Raw genomic sequence first — 17809 nt, 5'->3', positions numbered from 1 at the left:
TCATGTCTAATGCTGAATTGCACTATCAAATTAAACAGTTTTTATATGCCAATGCACATAAATGTGACCAGAAAGATTGGAAAAGCTATATCGAAGATTTTTCTGAAGACATGATTTTTCATGTACCGCAGTGGAAGTCTGAACATGAGTATACGACCAATCCTAAACGCGAAATGTCACTGATTTATTATGCAAACCGCGGCGGTTTAGAAGACCGAATTTTCCGAGTAGAAACAGAGAAATCATCCTCTGCATATCCGCTACCGCGTACTTTGCATCAGCTCAGCAATATTCAAATTGTGAAGTCTGATCAGGATGAAATAGAAGTGACTGCAGGCTGGGACACATCCTATGTGCGCATGGAAAATGCCAATCGATTCTTTGGTCATGTCAATTACAAAATCCGTAAAGATGGCGATCAGTTTAAGATTTGCACCAAGCAGGTCATCTTGCTGAATGACAAAATTAATGCAGTTTTAGATTTTTATCATCTTTAAAACTCGTCCAGTTTAGCGAAAGCTAGCCCCTTAGCGTGAGATTGAGTTCCTTGCATGTCCTTCTTCAATCTCACGCTTCTCATTAAGCGCAATTTAGAACAATTTTTCATAATGAAAATGAGATGTTCCAGGAGGGAACGATGCGTGAAATTAATGTGAATCAATTGATAGACAACTCAAAATTAACAGCCTTCCATTGGAGGGTCATTATTTTGAGTACGCTCATTATTATTTTTGATGGCTACGACCTCGTGATTTACGGGGTTGCTTTGCCTCTGCTCATGAAAGAATGGGGGATTGATCCAGTTACGGCGGGTTTGATTGGCAGTGTAGCGCTCTTTGGTATGATGTTTGGCGCACTGATTTTCGGCACAATATCCGACAAATTGGAACATTATGGAGTCAGCCGTAAGCGGGTGATTGCAGTCTGCATAATCCTTTTTAGCTTGTTTACAGTGCTCTGCGGATATGCAGAAACCCCGCAGCAATTTTCAATCTGCCGTTTTATCGCAGGGATTGGCATTGGCGGTGTAATGCCTAATGTAATTGCATTAGTCAGCGAATATGCCCCTAAAAAATATAAAAGTTTCTTTGTCACTTTGATGTTCAGCGGCTACGCAATTGGCGGTATGGCAGCGGCATTTTTAGGCTCGATTTTAGTGCCTGCCTATGGCTGGAAAATCATGTTTTTAATCGCAGGCATTCCTTTAGTTGTGCTGCTGCCTTTGATGAAAATACTGCCAGAGTCAATTGACTTTTTAGTACGCCGTAAGCAAACACAGACCGTACAAAAATTTTTAAGTAAAATGGAACCTTCGTATCATTATCAAACAGATGACATCTTTGTACTGAATGGCGGCAATCAGCAAGCAGTTAAGGCGCCAGTAAAAAAGATTTTCTCAGATGGCCGCGCTTTCAGCACAGTAATGTTCTGGTGCTCAATCTTCATGACTTTAATTATGGTATATGCTCTAGGCAATTGGCTGCCAAAATTAATGATTGAAGCGGGCTATAATTTATCTAAAAGTTTAATTTTCCTATTTTCTCTCAATGTCGGCGGGATGGTCGGTTCTATTTTGGGGGGATATTTAGCAGACCGCTACAATCTGAAATATGTACTGATGGTCATGCTGCTGATTGGCGCGGTATCTTTATCTTTGCTTTCATTCCAGTTTAATAGCGTTGTACTGTACGTGCTGATCGCCTGCGCAGGAGCGGCATCCATTGGATCTCAAATTATGCTTTTGGCTTATATGGCAAAATTTTATCCTGCCAATATTCGTACCACAGGCATTGGCTGGGGACTGGGAATGGGGCGTATTGGCGCAATTTTAGGCCCAATTTTGACCGGCTGGCTCTTAGCGATGCAGCTGCCGCATGTTTACAATTTTCTGGCGCTCAGCATTCCTGCAGTTTTAGGCATGATTACTGTCTATTTGGTGCAGGATAGAATGATTTCGGTAGATGAGCCTGAATCAGTTCAAAATGATTCAAAACTAAAATATGAACAATTAACTGAATAATATTGCTCATTTTATCGTAAAAATACCAGTCTCAGATGACTGGTATTTTTGTTTATTCGGGATTGGCATAATATGCCACTTTGTCTGACAAAAAATGCAAATAAGTCACAAATGATAGATTCTGTCCCTTATTGACATAGTACAAAAAACAGGCGCGTAATATCTTGTCATCAAAATAATGAACACTTGTATATTATTCTATACATCAAACTTTTATGAGGCTCATATGCATACAAGAGCAGAATACGCGCCAGAATGGATCCGAGAAGATTTTGTCGATTTTATCGCGGAAAAATTCGATTCAATCTGGGCATGGAAAAAAATTAAGGCTGAAATTATCAGTGTCAAGCCATTAAGCGCAGACTTTATTCAGCTGCAATTGCGCCCGAATCACAATTTTAAAATGAACACTTATCAAGCTGGGCAAAGCGTATTAGTTACTGTTGTGCTTGGCGGTGTTCGTCAGCAGCGCAGCTATTCCATTGTGCAGGTATCTCCGCAAGGACTGATCAGCATTGCCGTAAAAAAACAGGGGCTGGTTTCTAATGCCTTAACGGCCTTGCCAGTAAACTCCATTGTCGAAATTTCACAGCCTCAGGGCGATTTTGTACTTAAGCCATCTGAACGTGCAAATTTACTGATTGCTTCGGGCAGCGGTATAACATCCATATACGCCTTACTGAACTGTCATCTGCTAAATGATTCAAAACCAGTCGATTTGCTTTATTTTAGCCGTGACAATGCTTATGCCACTGAACTGAATGCTTTGTCTGAGCAATATCCGCAGTTTAAATTGCATCTGATTAATACGGCGCAGCAGAAGCAGCACTTAACGCAAGATCTGCTGAGCGAGTTAGTTGCAGATTTCCAGCAACGTGAATGCTATGCCTGCGGTGCATCAGGTATGATGCAAAGTGTTCAAAATATTTATCAGCAGCTGGAATTATCATCTCAGCTGAACACAGAATATTTTCAATTGGTTATTGATGAAACGCTAGCAGAGCAGCCGGTTAAGTTTCTGCTTGCGCAGCAGGAGTTTCAAGCCAGAAGCAACTTGCTGGAGAGTGCAGAACAGGCGGGTTTAAGACCAGCCCATGGCTGTAGAATGGGTATTTGCAATACTTGCTCATGTACCAAAGTGCAAGGCTCAGTCAAAAACATTTTGACTGGAGAAATTGATAGCCAGAACAATTCACAGATTAAGCTGTGCATTTCCCAAGCCATCAGCCCAGTCACGATTAACTTATAAGCCCAACCTATCTAGATGCGTTAAAGGGGAGAAAAACAAATGAATAAGCCCGTAAATTTTAATGTAAACAGCAAGTCTCAGTATTTGAGTTCTGACCAAATTGAAGAGTTTGGCGCTAAAGTTGAAGCCATTCGCCGTGAAATCATGGACAGCATTGGCGAAAAAGATGCGAAATATATTTATAAAATCCGCAACTTTGTCCGTTACAGCGAAATTGCATCACGCGGCATGCTGATGTTTGCAGGCTGGGTGCCGCCAGTTTGGCTTTTAGGAACAGGTTTGCTGGGTGTTTCTAAAATTGTAGAAAATATGGAATTGGGCCACAATGTCATGCATGGCCAATTTGATTGGCTGAATGACCCGAGCTTAAATGGCGCCAATTACGACTGGGATACCATGGCGACTGGTCCAGACTGGAAATATACGCATAACTATATCCATCATACTTATACCAATATTGTCGGTATGGATCATGATGTGGGTTATGGCCTAATCCGGGTCAGTGATGCGCAAAAATGGGAGCCGCGCTTTTTGCTGAATATTCCATTGGCTGCTCAGCTGATGCTGTTCTTTGAATGGTATGTTGGCGTGCAAAACCTGCATTTAGAGGAAGCCATTGCCTATAAAACTAAGACTTGGGCGCAAGTATGGGAAGATGCAGCGCCTGTACGCAAAAAAATGAAACGCCAGATTCTTAAAGATTATGTTTTTTTTCCAATCATTGCTGGTCCAAATGCCATTCCTGTTTTTGCGGGCAATGCAGTAGCGAATGTCATCCGCAGTTTGTGGGCTTCGGCGGTCATTTTTAATGGTCACTTTACCGAAGATGCTGAAAATTTTGAGATGGACAATACGGAAAATGAAACCCGAGCTGAATGGTATCTACGCCAGATCCGCGGTTCAAGCAATTTTAGCGGTACAGAGTGGCTGCATATTTTGAGCGGCAATTTAAGCCATCAAATTGAACATCATTTATTCCCAGATATGCCTGCCAACCGCTATGCAGAAGCAGCGCCAAAGATTCGAGCTCTATGTGCTGAATACGGCATTAACTACAATGAAGCCAGCTTTATGAAGCAGTTTGGCAGTGTTTGGGTGCGTATTGCGAAGTGTTCATTGCCAAATGACTGGAAAGCAGAAACGAAACATTATGCGGCTAAAGCTAAACAGCGTATGCAATCTGCCATTGCGAGTAAATTCAAATTTTAGTAAATATTTTCAATACTGTGCTTCACTACCAGTGAAGCATTCAAGTAAGTTGGAATAAGTCTAAAAGAGTTGAAGCACTCATTTCTACACCCAGCATAAATGCTGGGTGTAGTATTATTTTAGACGCCAATATGAAAAGTATTGGTAATCCCGCATTGCTCAACAAAAGCACTGTCATGCGAGACTAAAATTACAGCGCCCGAATATTGACGGATTGCCTGTGCCAATAGTTCGCGTGACTCAATATCCAAATGATTTTCTGGTTCATCTAATAGCAGCAGTTCTATATTTTTAGCCCAAAAATTTAAGCCGAGTAGTGCGACTTTAAGTTTTTCGCCGCCACTCAAAGCTTTCATTGGCTGTTCTGCTTTATCACCTCGAATCCTGAGTTGACCCAATTGATTGCGCCATTCTTCGGCTGGAATATCTGCATTATATTGATGCAAAGTGTCCAGCACGCTTATATCTTCAGCTAAGCTATTGAAGTTCTGATCTAAATACAACGATTGAACCGCAGTAAATATTTGTTTATCTACGCTAGAAGATGTTGCTGATTTATGAAGTATTTTTAAAAGTGTAGATTTTCCAGAACCATTTGCTCCTTGTAAGTTCACTTTAGAACCAGCACTCATGGCAAAATTTATTTCCTCTGATGTGCCGTGAGGCAGACTCAACTGATGAATGCGTATAATTTCACCTGTTTTAACGGAATGATGTTGAAAATGAAACTGCTGCTGTTTCAAATGTTCTAGCTGCATTTGACAGTTTCGAAATTGCGCCTGTTTGTCATCCATTTGTTTCTGCTGCTGTTTCTGTACGCTTGCTAAGCTTTGTCCTGCTTGTTCTTTTTTAAAGTCCAAAAGGATGGGCGCTTGTGAATTGGACGCACGTAATTGCTTGCCGCTACGTTCACGCTTTTGCGCTTTCATCTGGTGTTCATGCTGTTTGACTTTTAACTGTTTCAATTCACGTTTTTGCTGATCCGCACGGCGTTCTAGAGCATCATAATGTTGTGCATAATGCTGAGTATAGTCTGAGTAATTGCCGGAAATATGCTGGATACCGTGTTCACTTAAGGCATAAATATGCTGTACATGCTCAAGTAAGCTGCGGTCATGACTGATCACTAAAGCCCCAGCTGGGTGGGCTTGAAGACGCTCAATGAACCACGCCCTAGATGCAGCATCCAAATGGTTGCTGGGTTCATCTAAGAGCAAATAGTGATCAGGCTTTAAAAATAAAGTGCATAAAGCCAGTTTTGTTTTTTGGCCTTCGCTGAGATGATCAACAAGAATATTTAAATCCTGCGGAAGTTTGGCTTGAGTCAAGAGAGATTGCCACTCTGCTGGCATATGCCATATATTTTCTACCAAATCAAAGTCTTCAAATCGGCCATCGCCAGATTCAATACGTTCAAATGCCTGATGCAAGTCTTTAATACCCAGCGCGTCAGCAATGGTTGCAGCCTCAATACGCTGTATTTGGGGCAAGTAGGCGTGTGGCATGTGCCAAGAAATTTGTCCTTCATAAGGGAGTTTTGACTCATGCTGAAAATGTAAAATTTGCATGAGCAGGGATTTCCCCAAACCATTTCTGCCTATACATGCTGAAATTTGCCGTGGCGCTAAACTGAATTGAAGTTCACGAAAGATGGTCTTATTTGAAAATTCTAAATAGAGCTGCTGAATATTGCAGGCTGTGACAGCAGCAGATTGGGGAGTTATTATTTGCGTCATAAACGCGCCTCATACAATAGATGCATGCGCAAAATAGCAATCAGATATCGTTTTTTATTTATAAAAACCAACGAATTGAAAGACATGAAGTGTTTTAGTGCTATTTTGCACATCAAAAAATTAACATAGCGGAGATTTTGATGATGAAACAGCACTTACTTCATTGGCAGATACTCGAAAATCTTTTTGGAGGGGTTTTGAGCTTTGCAGTGTATGTTAAGATTAATATTTAATCAATATATGAATAAGTAGTGCGTAGGCATGATCTATATATTTATTGGATAATTCTGATGGAAATTAGAAAAAACTATTGTCAAAGCAGTTAATACAGCGTATTTTAAATTTTAGACAAGCACCTTTTTTTGATGAATTCAAAATGTTAAAGCAGCCAGTTATTTCAAACGCATCGTATTACTTTTGGCAATTTAGATAATTGCCTGAACGTATTCGGGCAAAGAAAATGGTTGCCCACCAAGTTTATACCTGATCGGCAACCCTGGTCAGGTTTTTTTATGTCTTGAATTTTATAAGTTTTTTGGAGATTTTTCATGTTTACACTTCGCAGCTCATATTTTAGCAATGGTTATTGGTTTTACTTTAGTCAATTTATGTCTCATGCCTTGAAGTCCCATAGTCCCAATACGCTCAAATAAAAGATCGGACTGCAACAGCAGCAGTCCAAAGGAAAGACCAATGAACGCTCTAAATACTGCATTACAACAAACAGCTGCTCAAGAAACAATTTTAAGCTTGCCGCATCAATTAAAGGCACAGTTGCCTTTGACCTATCAATTTGCGGCGCAAATCGAATTGCAGCGTCAAACGATTCAAAATATTTTAGAAGGCAAGGATGACCGATTACTGGTGATTACTGGCCCATGCTCGATACACGATGTTCAATCAGCGCTTGAATATGCTGAAAAAATTAAAGAATTGCAGGCAAAAGTATCGGCTCAAATTTTTCTGGTAATGCGCGCGTACATTGAAAAACCGCGTACAACTGTAGGCTGGAAAGGTTTCATGTATGACCCTCATTTAGATGGGTCTGCAGATATGCAGTTAGGCTTAGAAAAATCGCGTGAACTATACCTAAAAATTATTGAAATGGGCCTACCAATTGCTTCAGAAATTTTAAGCCCAATGGCTACAGCGTACTTTGATGATCTTCTTGCATGGGGCGCAATTGGCGCGCGTACAAGCGAATCACAAATCCATCGTGAAATTTCAAGCCATATGCCGTACAGCATCGGGTTCAAAAACGGTACAGATGGCTCCATTCAAATTGCATTGGATGCGATCCAATCAGCTTCGAATGTGCATCAGTTCATGGGCATGGGCCAAAATGGCATGCCAAGCATTTTATCGTCTAAAGGCAATCCGAAAGCGCATTTAATTTTACGCGGCTCAAACAGCGGTCCAAATTATCAAATGGCTGAAATTGAAAAAATCAAAGCTAAAATGAAAGGTGAGTTGCCTGCTTTAGTCATTGATTGCAGTCATGGCAATAGCCATAAAGACCCGATGAAACAGCCTGAAGTGCTGCGTACGATTGTACAGGAACGCCGTGAAAGCTTAGTCCGCGGTGTAATGCTGGAAAGTCATTTGGTCGATGGCGCTCAGAAAATTTCCTGTGATATGACCTATGGTCAATCTGTAACAGATGGTTGCTTGGGCTGGGAAAAAACTCAGCAGCTGTTATTGGAAATGGCTAGCCTTTTGGCAGATACAGAATCTGATTTGAAACGCAGCGCTTAAAGCGATTATTTGAAATTTAAAAACGCTCTGAACATAGGGCGTTTTTTATTGCCGTATTAATGGATTGCACTTTTTGGCTTGGTTAAATAAGTCTATGATTGCGCCCTATGTTTGAATTGAATCACACTGAATATTAGAAATATTATTTAAATTAACACTTTATAGTTGTTACAATGTGTAATTATGTAGCTATAAATTGATACAAAAATAAAAACTGCAAAAAAGCAGAACTTTTGTATGAGTGAATTAAATCTAGGGGAATTTCTATGTACACTGCCGAGCTGCTTGAAGAAGCGCGCCGCTTAATGTTTCACATGCTGACAAAAGTGGTGGAATATGGCGGCTCTGACTTATTTATTACAGCAGATTTTCCGCCAAGTATTAAGCATCAAGGCTTAATGAAGCCTTTTGGACAGCAGGAACTGACGGCAGATAAAACCAAGCTTTTTGCCTTTAGCTTAATGAATGAAAAGCAGCGTAAAGAATTTGAATCGGAGCTTGAATGCAACTTTGCCATTAATGTGCCTAATGTTTCCCGCTTTCGCGTCAATATTTTCCAGCAGCAATTAAATGTAGGGATGGTAATCCGAACCATTACCGCCGAAATTCCAAATTTTGCTAAGTTGAAACTGCCTGAATCACTGAAAGATGTGATTATGGAAAAGCGCGGTTTGGTGCTAGTTGTCGGCGGTACAGGTTCAGGTAAATCAACTTCTTTAGCCGCAATGATTGATTACCGAAATGAAAACAGCGCAGGGCATATTATTACTGTAGAAGACCCTGTGGAATATGTGCACAAGCATAAAAAATCGATGATTACCCACCGTGAAGTAGGCGTGGATTGCCACTCTTGGCACAATGCCTTAAAAAATACTTTGCGTCAGGCGCCGGATGTCATTTTAATCGGTGAGATTCGTGATACAGAGACCATGGAGCATGCAATTGCCTTTGCCGAAACAGGGCATTTATGTTTAGGTACGCTGCATTCAAACAATGCGAACCAGACGCTAGACCGTATTATTAACTTTTTCCCTGAAGAACGTCGAAACCAGCTGCTGATGGATTTATCTTCAAATATGAAAGCCATTATTTCCCAGCGCTTGATTCGTACTGAAGATGGTAAAGGGCGACGCGCTGCTGTAGAGATTATGCTGAATACACCTTTAATTTCAGATCTTATTTTAAAGGGTGAGTTTCATGAGCTTAAGGCGATTATGTCTAAGTCTCGTGAGTTGGGCATGCAGACCTTTGATCAGGCGCTTTTTGATTTATATAATGATGGCGCTATCTCGTATGAAGAAGCCTTGCGAAATGCAGATTCGACCAATGAATTGCGCTTGCAGATTAAATTGAAAAGTCCGAGAGCAAATCCAGCCATTCATACGGCATCTGCTGAATTCAGTATGCAGGCTGAAGAGAAGCAGATCGAAGAAAAAGAAGTGGAAGTTTCATAAAATTTGAATAGATGCGCTGGCTGCCAATATTTGATATTTGAACTGCCGGCGCATCATAATTGGTTTTAAACTGTTTTAGGGCTGACAATAAACTTATAATAAAGCAGGCTAATTAAAACCAATACCGCACAAATTAAATAGGCTACTGTATAGCTGGTTCCTGCGATGACCATGCCTAATACAATTGAACCGATTGCAATACCAATATCATAGAAAGTGAAGTAAGTCGAAGTGGCGTAGCCTATGCGGTGTTTGGGTGAGCTTTGGATTGAAATGGTTTGCAAACATGGCTGTGCAGAACCGAACCCCATACCGATAAGAACTGCTGCAAATAGAAAACCCGCAACACTGTTAATAAAGGCCAGAACACCTAAGCCAATAGCAAATAAGATTAAGGCCGGATAGACCACAGCACTTGGCCCTTTTCGGTCATAGATTTTACCTGTAATAGGACGCAGGCTCATCATTGAAATCGCAAATACCACAAAGAACATGCTGGCATAACTCAGCATATTTTTTTCTTCTGCAAAGGTGGCGATAAAATTCATGATGCTGGCATAGCAGAATGAAACCATCATGGCCATGAGCGCAACTGGCAGGGCTTTAAATTCTAGAAAATCATGAATGCTGAGGCTTTTTTTCTCAGCAGCAGGTTCTGGTTTTTTATGTTCTGGCAGTGGAATAAGGAAGCAGAAAATAAAGCCGAGTACAACAAAACCGGCCAAAATACCCGCTACTGCAGTATAAGACATGCTTTGAATAAACGTCAGGCCGATTAAAGGACCCAATACGATCCCCAAATTAATAGACATCAGGAAATAACCCATGCCTTCGCCTTTACGCTTGGCTGGAATAAAATCGTTCACAATAGGTACAGCTACTGTCGTTAAAATACTGAACCAAATGCCATGCAGAAAACGGATAATCATTAAAACTGTTAAATTCTCAGCGAGAACATAAGTCAAACTGAATAAACAAAAGAGCGTTTCAGAAATATATAAGGCTTTTTTTGTGCCTAATTTTTCAATAATCAGACCGCTAAAAGGGCGCACAGCGATAGCAGAAACCATAAACAACGTCATGGCTAAGCCAGCTTGAGAAATATTGCCGCCCAGATCATTCAGAATGTAAATTGGTAAGATCGTGATTTGCGCGAAATAAAAAATAAATAAAAACAGATTATTCAACAAACACAGAATGAAAGGCTTATTCCATAAATGTTGAGCACTTACAGTGTTCATAAATTACCTGAATAGAGAAGATAGGGCTGGCGGTTCGGTTCATTTATAATTTTTATTTGCTTAAACTCAGACATACCGTCATATAGCACAAATTATAAAATACAAAAGTTGAAAAGTATAGCAATTGTAAAATAAACAAGATTATTTATTGAAAATATAAGATATTACTAATTAAATTATCGAAATATGATTATTAATCACAAAATCTATTCATTACAAATAATATCGTTTTCTTTATTGGTTTAAGCTTAATCTAAAGAAAGAGTCGCTATTGGGGAGTGCTGTCATGGATTTAGATAATCATATGGCAACTTTGATTGAGCATGGCATTGAATTGCCGGTAACTGAGCCATTGCCTGTGTTTTTTCTGGGGCATGGATCGCCGATGAATGCCATCAATGATAATGTATTTTCCAGAAATTGGCATAGATTGGGGGAGCAGCTTCAGCCCAAGCCTGCAGCAATCCTTTGTATTTCAGCGCATTGGCTCACTCAAGGTGTAACTGCTGTGAGTTCTGCAGAAGAATTGCAGACAATTCATGATTTTGGCGGGTTTCCTCAGGCTTTATTTGACGTGCAGTATCCAGTGAAAGGTTCACGGGCCTTGGTTGATGCAGTAAAGCACTGTGTAAATATGGTGTCTATAGCCGAAGATGCAGACAGGGGGATTGATCACGGTGCTTGGAGTGTGCTGGTTCATGTGTTCCCCAAAGCTGATATTCCCGTTGTGCAATTAAGCATTGACTACAGCCAGCCAGCTGATTTTCATTATGCGCTTGGTCAGCAACTCCGCGCTTTGCGCCGTTTGGGAGTTTTAATTATTGCCAGCGGAAACTTAGTGCATAACTTGATGAAAGTTGCATGGGAAAAGCTGAATGAACCGGTCTTTGGTTATGAGTGGGCTTTGGAAGCAGATGCAAAAATGAAAAATTTCCTTCTGGAAAAAAGGCACCAGCCATTGATTGAATGGGAAAAGCAAGGTGAAGCTTTTAGACTGGCCATCCCGACCCCTGATCATTATTACCCAATGCTCTATGCCTTAGGTATTCAAGAAGAGCATGATGAACTAACGCTGTTTAATGAAGCTGCTGTTGGCGGATCTTTGACAATGACCAGCTTCCGCTTGGATTATCGGCTTTAGAATTGAATCAAAATGCATAAAAAAAATCAGCGCATGGCTGATTTTTTTATTTCTATACGGTAGCTGTTTATTCTAGTCCAGCTTCATAATCACTGCTTGAAAGCAGTTTTTCAACATCGCCTATATTGTCAGGCTTAATTTTGTAAATCCAGCCTTTGCCATACGGGTCATCATTCACAAAGTCAGGATCGTCTTCTAAATCTGGGTTAACTTCTACAACAGTTCCAGATACAGGTGCGTGAATATCAGACGCTGTTTTAACAGATTCGACCACGCCTGCTTGCGAGCCAGCAGTGATATGTGAGCCAGCCTCAGGCGCTTCTACATAAACTAAGTCGCCCAATGCGTCTTGTGCATGGTCAGAAATGCCAGTTACAACAAGATCACCTTCAATGCGTACCCATTCATGTGTGCTTGCATATTTTAAATCTGAAGGATGATTCATGGATAACTCCTTAAAACTATTAAAGTCATTTTTGGCATGATTTATACATGTTTTTGATTAAAAAAAAAAGAACTTCTCAGCCAAATCAAGCGAATCGGTCAGAGATAAGGATCTTTACGCCAATTGCTTGGACTGCGTCCGCTCCAGCGCTTAAATGCACGGCTGAAATTGGCAACGTCACTATAGCCGAGCTCATCAGCAATTTGTTCGAGTGTAAAGTCAGTACGCGAAAGCAGTGAAGTCGCATGACGATAGCGGACTTCATCGACCAATGTAGAAAAAGAAGTGCCTTCAGCAGCTAATTGGCGTTTTAAGGTGCGGTCAGACATGTGTAGGCGTTCTGCTACAGCTTCAATGCTTAAGTAATGCTGATCTGAATTGGTAAGAAGATCACGCACGCGCATAGCCAATCTGTGGCGTTCACCCAAAGCAGAAAGTTCTGCTTCACATTGATTGATGGCAATTTGACTGGCAATCGGGTCTGCATGCACCAGTTTATTGCCTAAATATTGTTTGTCGAAACTTAAAATCAGATGCGGCTGTTCAAAACGGAAAGTATGATGCGGAAACTTTGCCATGAAGCGCTCAAAACCTTCGGGCTTTGGAAAATCAAAGTCAATATCGCCAGCCCCATAATCCGTACCAGTAATTGCTTTGCCCATGCTGATAATGCCAAAAATAAGCGCAATAGAAATTTCAGTACGTAGAGGCTCTAAAGTGACATCTGTTTGCAGCTGGATGGTGGCTTTAGTGCCAAATGTAGAAAAAAACAACTGTAAAAAGGGCATGCGCAATTGAATAAAGCGGTTCGCAAGGATCAACGCATCTGTAATATCTTTGGCGGTCATAATGGCATAGCCAATAAAGCCATGTATAGAAATGCGCATTTGCGTGCCTAGATGAAAGCCGAGTGTGGGTTCACCTGTAAGGCGTAATGCGTGCTGTACTAAGTCGTTTGCGGTAGCAGTCGGTATGCGGAAATTAGGGTCAGCGAGCTGCTCACTGTTTAAGCCAAACGGCTCAAAAAGTGTTTGATCATTGTAGCCCCAGCGGGACACGACATCTAAAAGCAATAAGCCATAAACACCTGGAATACCTTGGTCTTGACGTAAAGAAGGTGGTTTCATTTGCTATCCGTTGCTGTCTTTATGTTTTTCTATTTTTCACAAGCTATATTGGCATGAAAAAAAAGTGCTTAGCCTTAAAATTGTTTGACAATTTTTTCGCGCAAATGATGTCAACGCAAAATATTGAGCATCATCTGCACTTTATATAAACAGATTTACCATACTTTTTATGCGGCATGCGATTCTTTTTTAAAGACAATTATTTTTGTCGTAGAAATAAAGAGCAAATCGCCATGCTGGTTTAATGCCTGCGTAATATACGTCACAATGGCACGGTCATTTTTACTTTTCGATGGCGTAATCGCTGCAATTTCAACTTCGACATGAAGTAAATCGCCAGGTCGAGTTGGGCGGGGCCAGCGAACACTGGATTCCGATCCGACCAATCCGTTAGCAATTGGAAAACATTCTGTCCATAAACGCATTGTGACGGATGCCGTATGCCAGCCGCTCGCTGCCAAACCATGGAAAATAGGGTGTTCGGAGGCTTTTTCCTCATCTAAATGAAATGGCTGCGGATCATATGCTTGAGCAAACTTTTTAATTTCTTCTAAAGTCATTTCATATTCGCGGCTGATAAAGCGGTCACCCACGTTCAAATCTTCCAAATACAGCATATGTCTAGTTTCCTTCCTTTTCTGATTCAATTGCTTGAATGTTTTGCTGTTCTATTAAAAATCCGCCAGTTTGACGCTGCCATAAGTGCGCATAAATACCGTTCATTGCAACTAATTCATCATGTGTGCCTTGTTCTGCAATTTGACCTTGGTCAAGCACAATCAAGCGGTCCATTTGCGCAATGGTTGAAAGTCTATGTGCAATAGCAATCACGGTTTTTCCTTGCATCAAGTCATCTAAGCTGGATTGAATTGCCGCTTCCACTTCGGAATCGAGTGCGCTGGTCGCTTCATCTAAAATTAAAATAGGCGCATCTTTTAAAAAAACACGTGCAATCGCTATCCGCTGGCGCTGACCGCCTGAAAGTTTTACGCCGCGTTCTCCGACATAAGCCTCATAACCCGTTTTACCGCGCAAATCGACCAATTGTGGAATAAACTCATCAGCTTTGGCTTTTAGCACAGCTTGATACATGTCTTCATTGCTGGCATCTGGACGTCCATATTTAATATTTTCTTCCACGGTGCGGTGCAGCAACGAAGTATCTTGAGTCACCAGTGCAATATTTCGTCTTAAACTGTCTTGAGTAACATCTTCTATATTTTGGCCATCAATCAAAATACGACCTTGGTTGAGGGTGTAAAAATGCAGCAATAACTGAATTAAAGTTGATTTACCAGCACCTGAACGTCCAACAATACCAATTTTCTCACCTGGCTTAATGGTCATGTTCAGCTGATCAAATACATTTTTGGTGCTGTATGCAAAACTTACATTTTCAAATTTAATTTCGCCTTTAGGCACTTGCAGCACCTGCGCGTTGGGTTTGTCCTGAATCGTGATTGGACGGCCAAGTGTTTTCATGCCGTCTTGAATGGTGCCGATATTTTCAAATAGTGCAGAGGTTTGCCACATAATAAATTCAGCAATGCTGCTGAGTTTCAAGATCATGGCTGTCGCTGCCGCAATGACACCCAGCTCAACCTGACCGTTCAGCCATAAATAAACCGCTGTGCCTATCACTCCGCCATAAAGCACAATATTCAGTATGCTGATGCTGATCGAATACCAAGCACCCAAACGCATTTGCTTGAATACAGTGACCATGAACTGCTGCATTGATGATTTTGCATATTGGCTTTCACGGCCAGCATGCGCGAACAGTTTTACTGTTTGAATATTGGTGTAAGCATCAGTCACACGGCCCGTCATAACAGCGCGGGCATCTGCCTGAGCATTTGAAACACTGCTGAGCTTAGGAATGAAGTACAGTGCTGAAGTGATAAATAGCACCAGCCAAAGCAATAGGGGGACTAGAAGCAGCGGGGAGATCGAAGCAAATACAAGGCTGACTGTTATAAAGTAAATCAGCACATAAGCCAGCATATCGCCCAAAATAATCCAAAATTCTCGAATGGCAAGCGCAGTTTGCATCACTTTTGCAGATAGGCGTCCTGCGAAATCATTATGAAAAAAATCTAGGCTCTGCTGTAAAAGCAAATTATGAAAACGCCAGCGCAGCCGCATTGGAAAACTGCTATACAGCATTTGATGCTTAACAATAGTTTGCAGGCTGGAGAAAAATACATTCGCAAATAAAATAAAGCACAGAATAGTTAAATTTTGACTATGGTTTTGCAAGAATGTATCCGGCTGACTTTGGCTGAGCCAATTCACCAAATCACCAATCTTGGCATAAAGTAAAGCTTCAAAGCTCGCAGCGCCCGCTGTGCATAGAACCAGTAACAGCAGGTATCGTTTTACACCATGCGCGGCCTGCCAAACAAAAGCGAAAAAGGTTGTTGGAAGCGGTTCATTCAAACCTTTTTCAGGATACGGGTCTACCAGCTTTTCAAACCACTTTAGCATGTTGCTACCTATCTCATCTTTAACTCTAGCTTTAACACATTCGTATAGCTTTCTCTGATGACTTTTTAACATTTTAAGCTGTTTAATGCTGTGTTTTTATGAAAAATGGCTACAGTTTGGAGTAAAGTAATTTTTTGTTTCACTTTTTATGCACTTTTTTTGTGCTTAAATATTGGCTGTAATGCTCATCTCTGTCGCAGCATCATTAGGAAAAAGTGTATAGCTGTTTACATACTTCGTTAAATATATAAATTGTGTTGTTGAAACAAACTGGAAGATGATGCTAGTCATAGGAGTATTTCTTGGGGCTTATGTCCCTGCAAGCAATGAAAGATAACGCTAATACCGCTGTAATTTGAGTTTAGGTGTAACACGTTGTAAAGATGCAGCATTGGATCGTTTAGCCAATGTTTAAAATGAATGATTATTTGCAGCAAGGCTTTTTGCATAAACGCATTTCTCATAGCTGCGGCAACAATCTAGAAAATTTTTATTATTTTGAATGTTGTTTTAGCTTGAATTATCATTTATGTTGTTTTTATGGTTATTTTTTTGGGAAATATTATTTTTTTATTAAGGTTTAATAATAAATATATATTAATAATTATTTAAATATAATCTATAAAAATTTTATAAAGTTTAATTTAAATATATGTTTTTAAAGATTTGTTGAAAATTGCAGTATAAGTTATGGCTGCAAATGATATTGACAAATTTTAGTTATTAAATTTTTCTTTTTTGTTTGAAAATACATAAGTTTTGTAAGGTTTTATTTTATATGATTTAATATCTATTTTGGAATGGCATTTTGTATCTGTGAAAATTGAAAAAACAATAATTAATCATAATTTTATAAAGAAAATCATTAACTAAATATTGCATCTTTCACGTATATTGAGCGTCCATTCTTATTAAAGAATCAGGGGGTAAATAATATGAAAAAATTAAATTCAACATTAATTATTGAGCAAATTTATAATTTTGTACTCGAAAAACCTTATTTTCAGTCCAAAAGCCAGTTTATGCAATTACATATTTTATTTAAGGAATTGCATGAGGGGGATAATATAAATTTTGAATCAATAAAACCTTACACTTTCAAAGGTGTATTTAACGGTATTTATAAAGTCATCTCTACGCATACCGCACCAACCATTGCAGATAAGCAAGAGTTTATCGGGTGGGTGGCAAAGCAGTTTGAACGGGAAATGGATTAAGTCATCATAAAAAAAACCGCAACAAGTTGCGGTTTTTTTAATTTTATATCTTATAAAACAAATAACTAGAGTAGTCTAAATTGCGCAAGGAAAACGACTTAAGTATGCCTTAATCCATCCTTTGATGAAGCTATTGATGAAATAAAAAAGCCCCGAGATGGGAGCTTTAATGTTTTGAAACTTACCACATTAGATCATCAGGAATAACATAAGCCGCATACGGATCATCTTCATCAGTCGTCTGTAAATTCTGCTCAGAATTATTCACAATAATAAAGCCTTCCATTTTCGCATTAATGCGATCTGCTAATGCTTTGGGTAAGAAAGCATAGCTATCGCCCTCTTTGGCAATGACGAGACTGCCGGCAACAAGCGCATTGTAGATTTGCTGGTTGATGTACACTTTTTTAATTTTAGCGTTATCGATAAACTGAAAGCTTGAATCCCCATTTGTTTCACGGATTTTGTGTTGACTGATCATTTGAACAATAGACGCTTTAAGCTCTTTTTCTTGTAATACAGCTTTTTTCTCTTGCTCAATTGCTTGATCGCGTGCTTGTTTTTGCTGCTGGTCTTGTGCAATTTTGGCTTTAACCGCAGCTTCATCGCTTTGGCCTGTACGCTGTTCGTGTACGGCTTGTTTTGAAAGTTTTTTGGCCTTTTTGTTATCGACTAAACCTGCTTTAAGCAGTTGGGCCTGTAGTGCATTTTTAACCATAAGATGTTCC

General features: G+C 40.0%; 15 protein-coding genes. 8 read left to right on the top strand and 7 right to left on the bottom strand.

All coding sequences use genetic code 11. The annotated features are described in order from the left end of the window. Positions 1-2 precede the first annotated feature (2 nt). The 4 genes from B9T34_RS13685 to B9T34_RS13670 all read left to right on the top strand — a co-directional run bounded on the left by B9T34_RS13685 (position 3) and on the right by B9T34_RS13670 (position 4478). Complete coding sequence (locus B9T34_RS13685) at positions 3-497, top strand: aromatic-ring-hydroxylating dioxygenase subunit beta (RefSeq protein WP_086213692.1); 495 nt, start codon at positions 3-5, stop codon at positions 495-497. A gap of 140 nt (positions 498-637) precedes the next feature. After that, complete coding sequence (locus B9T34_RS13680) at positions 638-2020, top strand: MFS transporter (protein WP_086213691.1); 1383 nt, start codon at positions 638-640, stop codon at positions 2018-2020. Positions 2021-2246: 226 nt separating this feature from the next. Further along, entirely contained in the window at positions 2247-3269 is a 1023-nt protein-coding gene (locus tag B9T34_RS13675; RefSeq protein WP_086213690.1) for a flavin reductase family protein, read from the top strand. Positions 3270-3308: 39 nt separating this feature from the next. Continuing rightward, positions 3309-4478 carry a fatty acid desaturase family protein gene (locus tag B9T34_RS13670; protein ID WP_086213689.1) on the top strand — a complete coding sequence of 390 codons (1170 nt, stop codon included), beginning with the start codon at positions 3309-3311 and terminating at the stop codon, positions 4476-4478. A gap of 119 nt (positions 4479-4597) precedes the next feature. Here B9T34_RS13670 and B9T34_RS13665 read toward each other — a convergent pair whose 3' ends face one another. Then, entirely contained in the window at positions 4598-6214 is a 1617-nt protein-coding gene (locus tag B9T34_RS13665; RefSeq protein ID WP_086213688.1) for an ATP-binding cassette domain-containing protein, read from the bottom strand. A gap of 693 nt (positions 6215-6907) precedes the next feature. On the opposite strand from B9T34_RS13665, the gene B9T34_RS13660 reads away from it, so the two are divergent. Next, positions 6908-7969, top strand: a complete 1062-nt coding sequence (locus B9T34_RS13660) for a 3-deoxy-7-phosphoheptulonate synthase (protein ID WP_086213687.1) — start codon at positions 6908-6910, stop codon at positions 7967-7969. A 266-nt stretch (positions 7970-8235) separates the two neighbouring features. Then, positions 8236-9423 carry a PilT/PilU family type 4a pilus ATPase gene (locus B9T34_RS13655; protein WP_086213686.1) on the top strand — a complete coding sequence of 396 codons (1188 nt, stop codon included), beginning with the start codon at positions 8236-8238 and terminating at the stop codon, positions 9421-9423. Positions 9424-9488: 65 nt separating this feature from the next. Here the strand turns inward: B9T34_RS13655 and B9T34_RS13650 are convergent, their stop codons facing one another. After that, positions 9489-10664 carry an MFS transporter gene (locus B9T34_RS13650; protein ID WP_086213685.1) on the bottom strand — a complete coding sequence of 392 codons (1176 nt, stop codon included), beginning with the start codon at positions 10662-10664 and terminating at the stop codon, positions 9489-9491. A 286-nt stretch (positions 10665-10950) separates the two neighbouring features. Here B9T34_RS13650 and ygiD point away from each other — a divergent pair, with 286 nt between their 5' ends. Then, positions 10951-11805, top strand: a complete 855-nt coding sequence (gene ygiD, locus B9T34_RS13645; RefSeq protein ID WP_086213684.1) for a 4,5-DOPA dioxygenase extradiol — start codon at positions 10951-10953, stop codon at positions 11803-11805. 67 nt (positions 11806-11872) lie between these two features. Here ygiD and gcvH read toward each other — a convergent pair whose 3' ends face one another. The 4 genes from gcvH to B9T34_RS13625 form a co-directional block, all read right to left on the bottom strand. Next, positions 11873-12250: a glycine cleavage system protein GcvH gene (gcvH, locus tag B9T34_RS13640; RefSeq protein WP_086213683.1), complete on the bottom strand. Its 378-nt coding sequence runs from the start codon at positions 12248-12250 to the stop codon at positions 11873-11875. 98 nt (positions 12251-12348) lie between these two features. Next, the gene (locus B9T34_RS13635) at positions 12349-13377 is read right to left on the bottom strand and encodes a helix-turn-helix transcriptional regulator (RefSeq protein ID WP_086213682.1); all 1029 of its coding nucleotides are present in this window, start codon (positions 13375-13377) and stop codon (positions 12349-12351) included. Between the two features lie 167 nt (positions 13378-13544). After that, a complete protein-coding gene (locus B9T34_RS13630; protein WP_086213681.1) occupies positions 13545-13994 on the bottom strand; it encodes a MaoC family dehydratase in 450 nt (149 codons plus the stop codon). Positions 13995-13998: 4 nt separating this feature from the next. After that, entirely contained in the window at positions 13999-15864 is a 1866-nt protein-coding gene (locus B9T34_RS13625) for an ABC transporter ATP-binding protein (RefSeq protein WP_086213680.1), read from the bottom strand. Between the two features lie 935 nt (positions 15865-16799). Here B9T34_RS13625 and B9T34_RS13620 point away from each other — a divergent pair. After that, a complete protein-coding gene (locus B9T34_RS13620) occupies positions 16800-17081 on the top strand; it encodes a hypothetical protein (RefSeq protein ID WP_086213679.1) in 282 nt (93 codons plus the stop codon). A gap of 181 nt (positions 17082-17262) precedes the next feature. Here B9T34_RS13620 and B9T34_RS13615 read toward each other — a convergent pair whose 3' ends face one another. Then, entirely contained in the window at positions 17263-17799 is a 537-nt protein-coding gene (locus tag B9T34_RS13615; protein ID WP_086213678.1) for a DUF2058 domain-containing protein, read from the bottom strand. Between the last annotated feature and the right edge of the window lie 10 nt (positions 17800-17809).

This window comes from Acinetobacter sp. ANC 3813, assembly GCF_002135435.1.
Classification (GTDB): Bacteria; Pseudomonadota; Gammaproteobacteria; order Pseudomonadales; family Moraxellaceae; genus Acinetobacter.
Note: the sequence above shows the minus strand (reverse complement) of the source record. Positions and strands in the feature narration are given on the sequence as shown.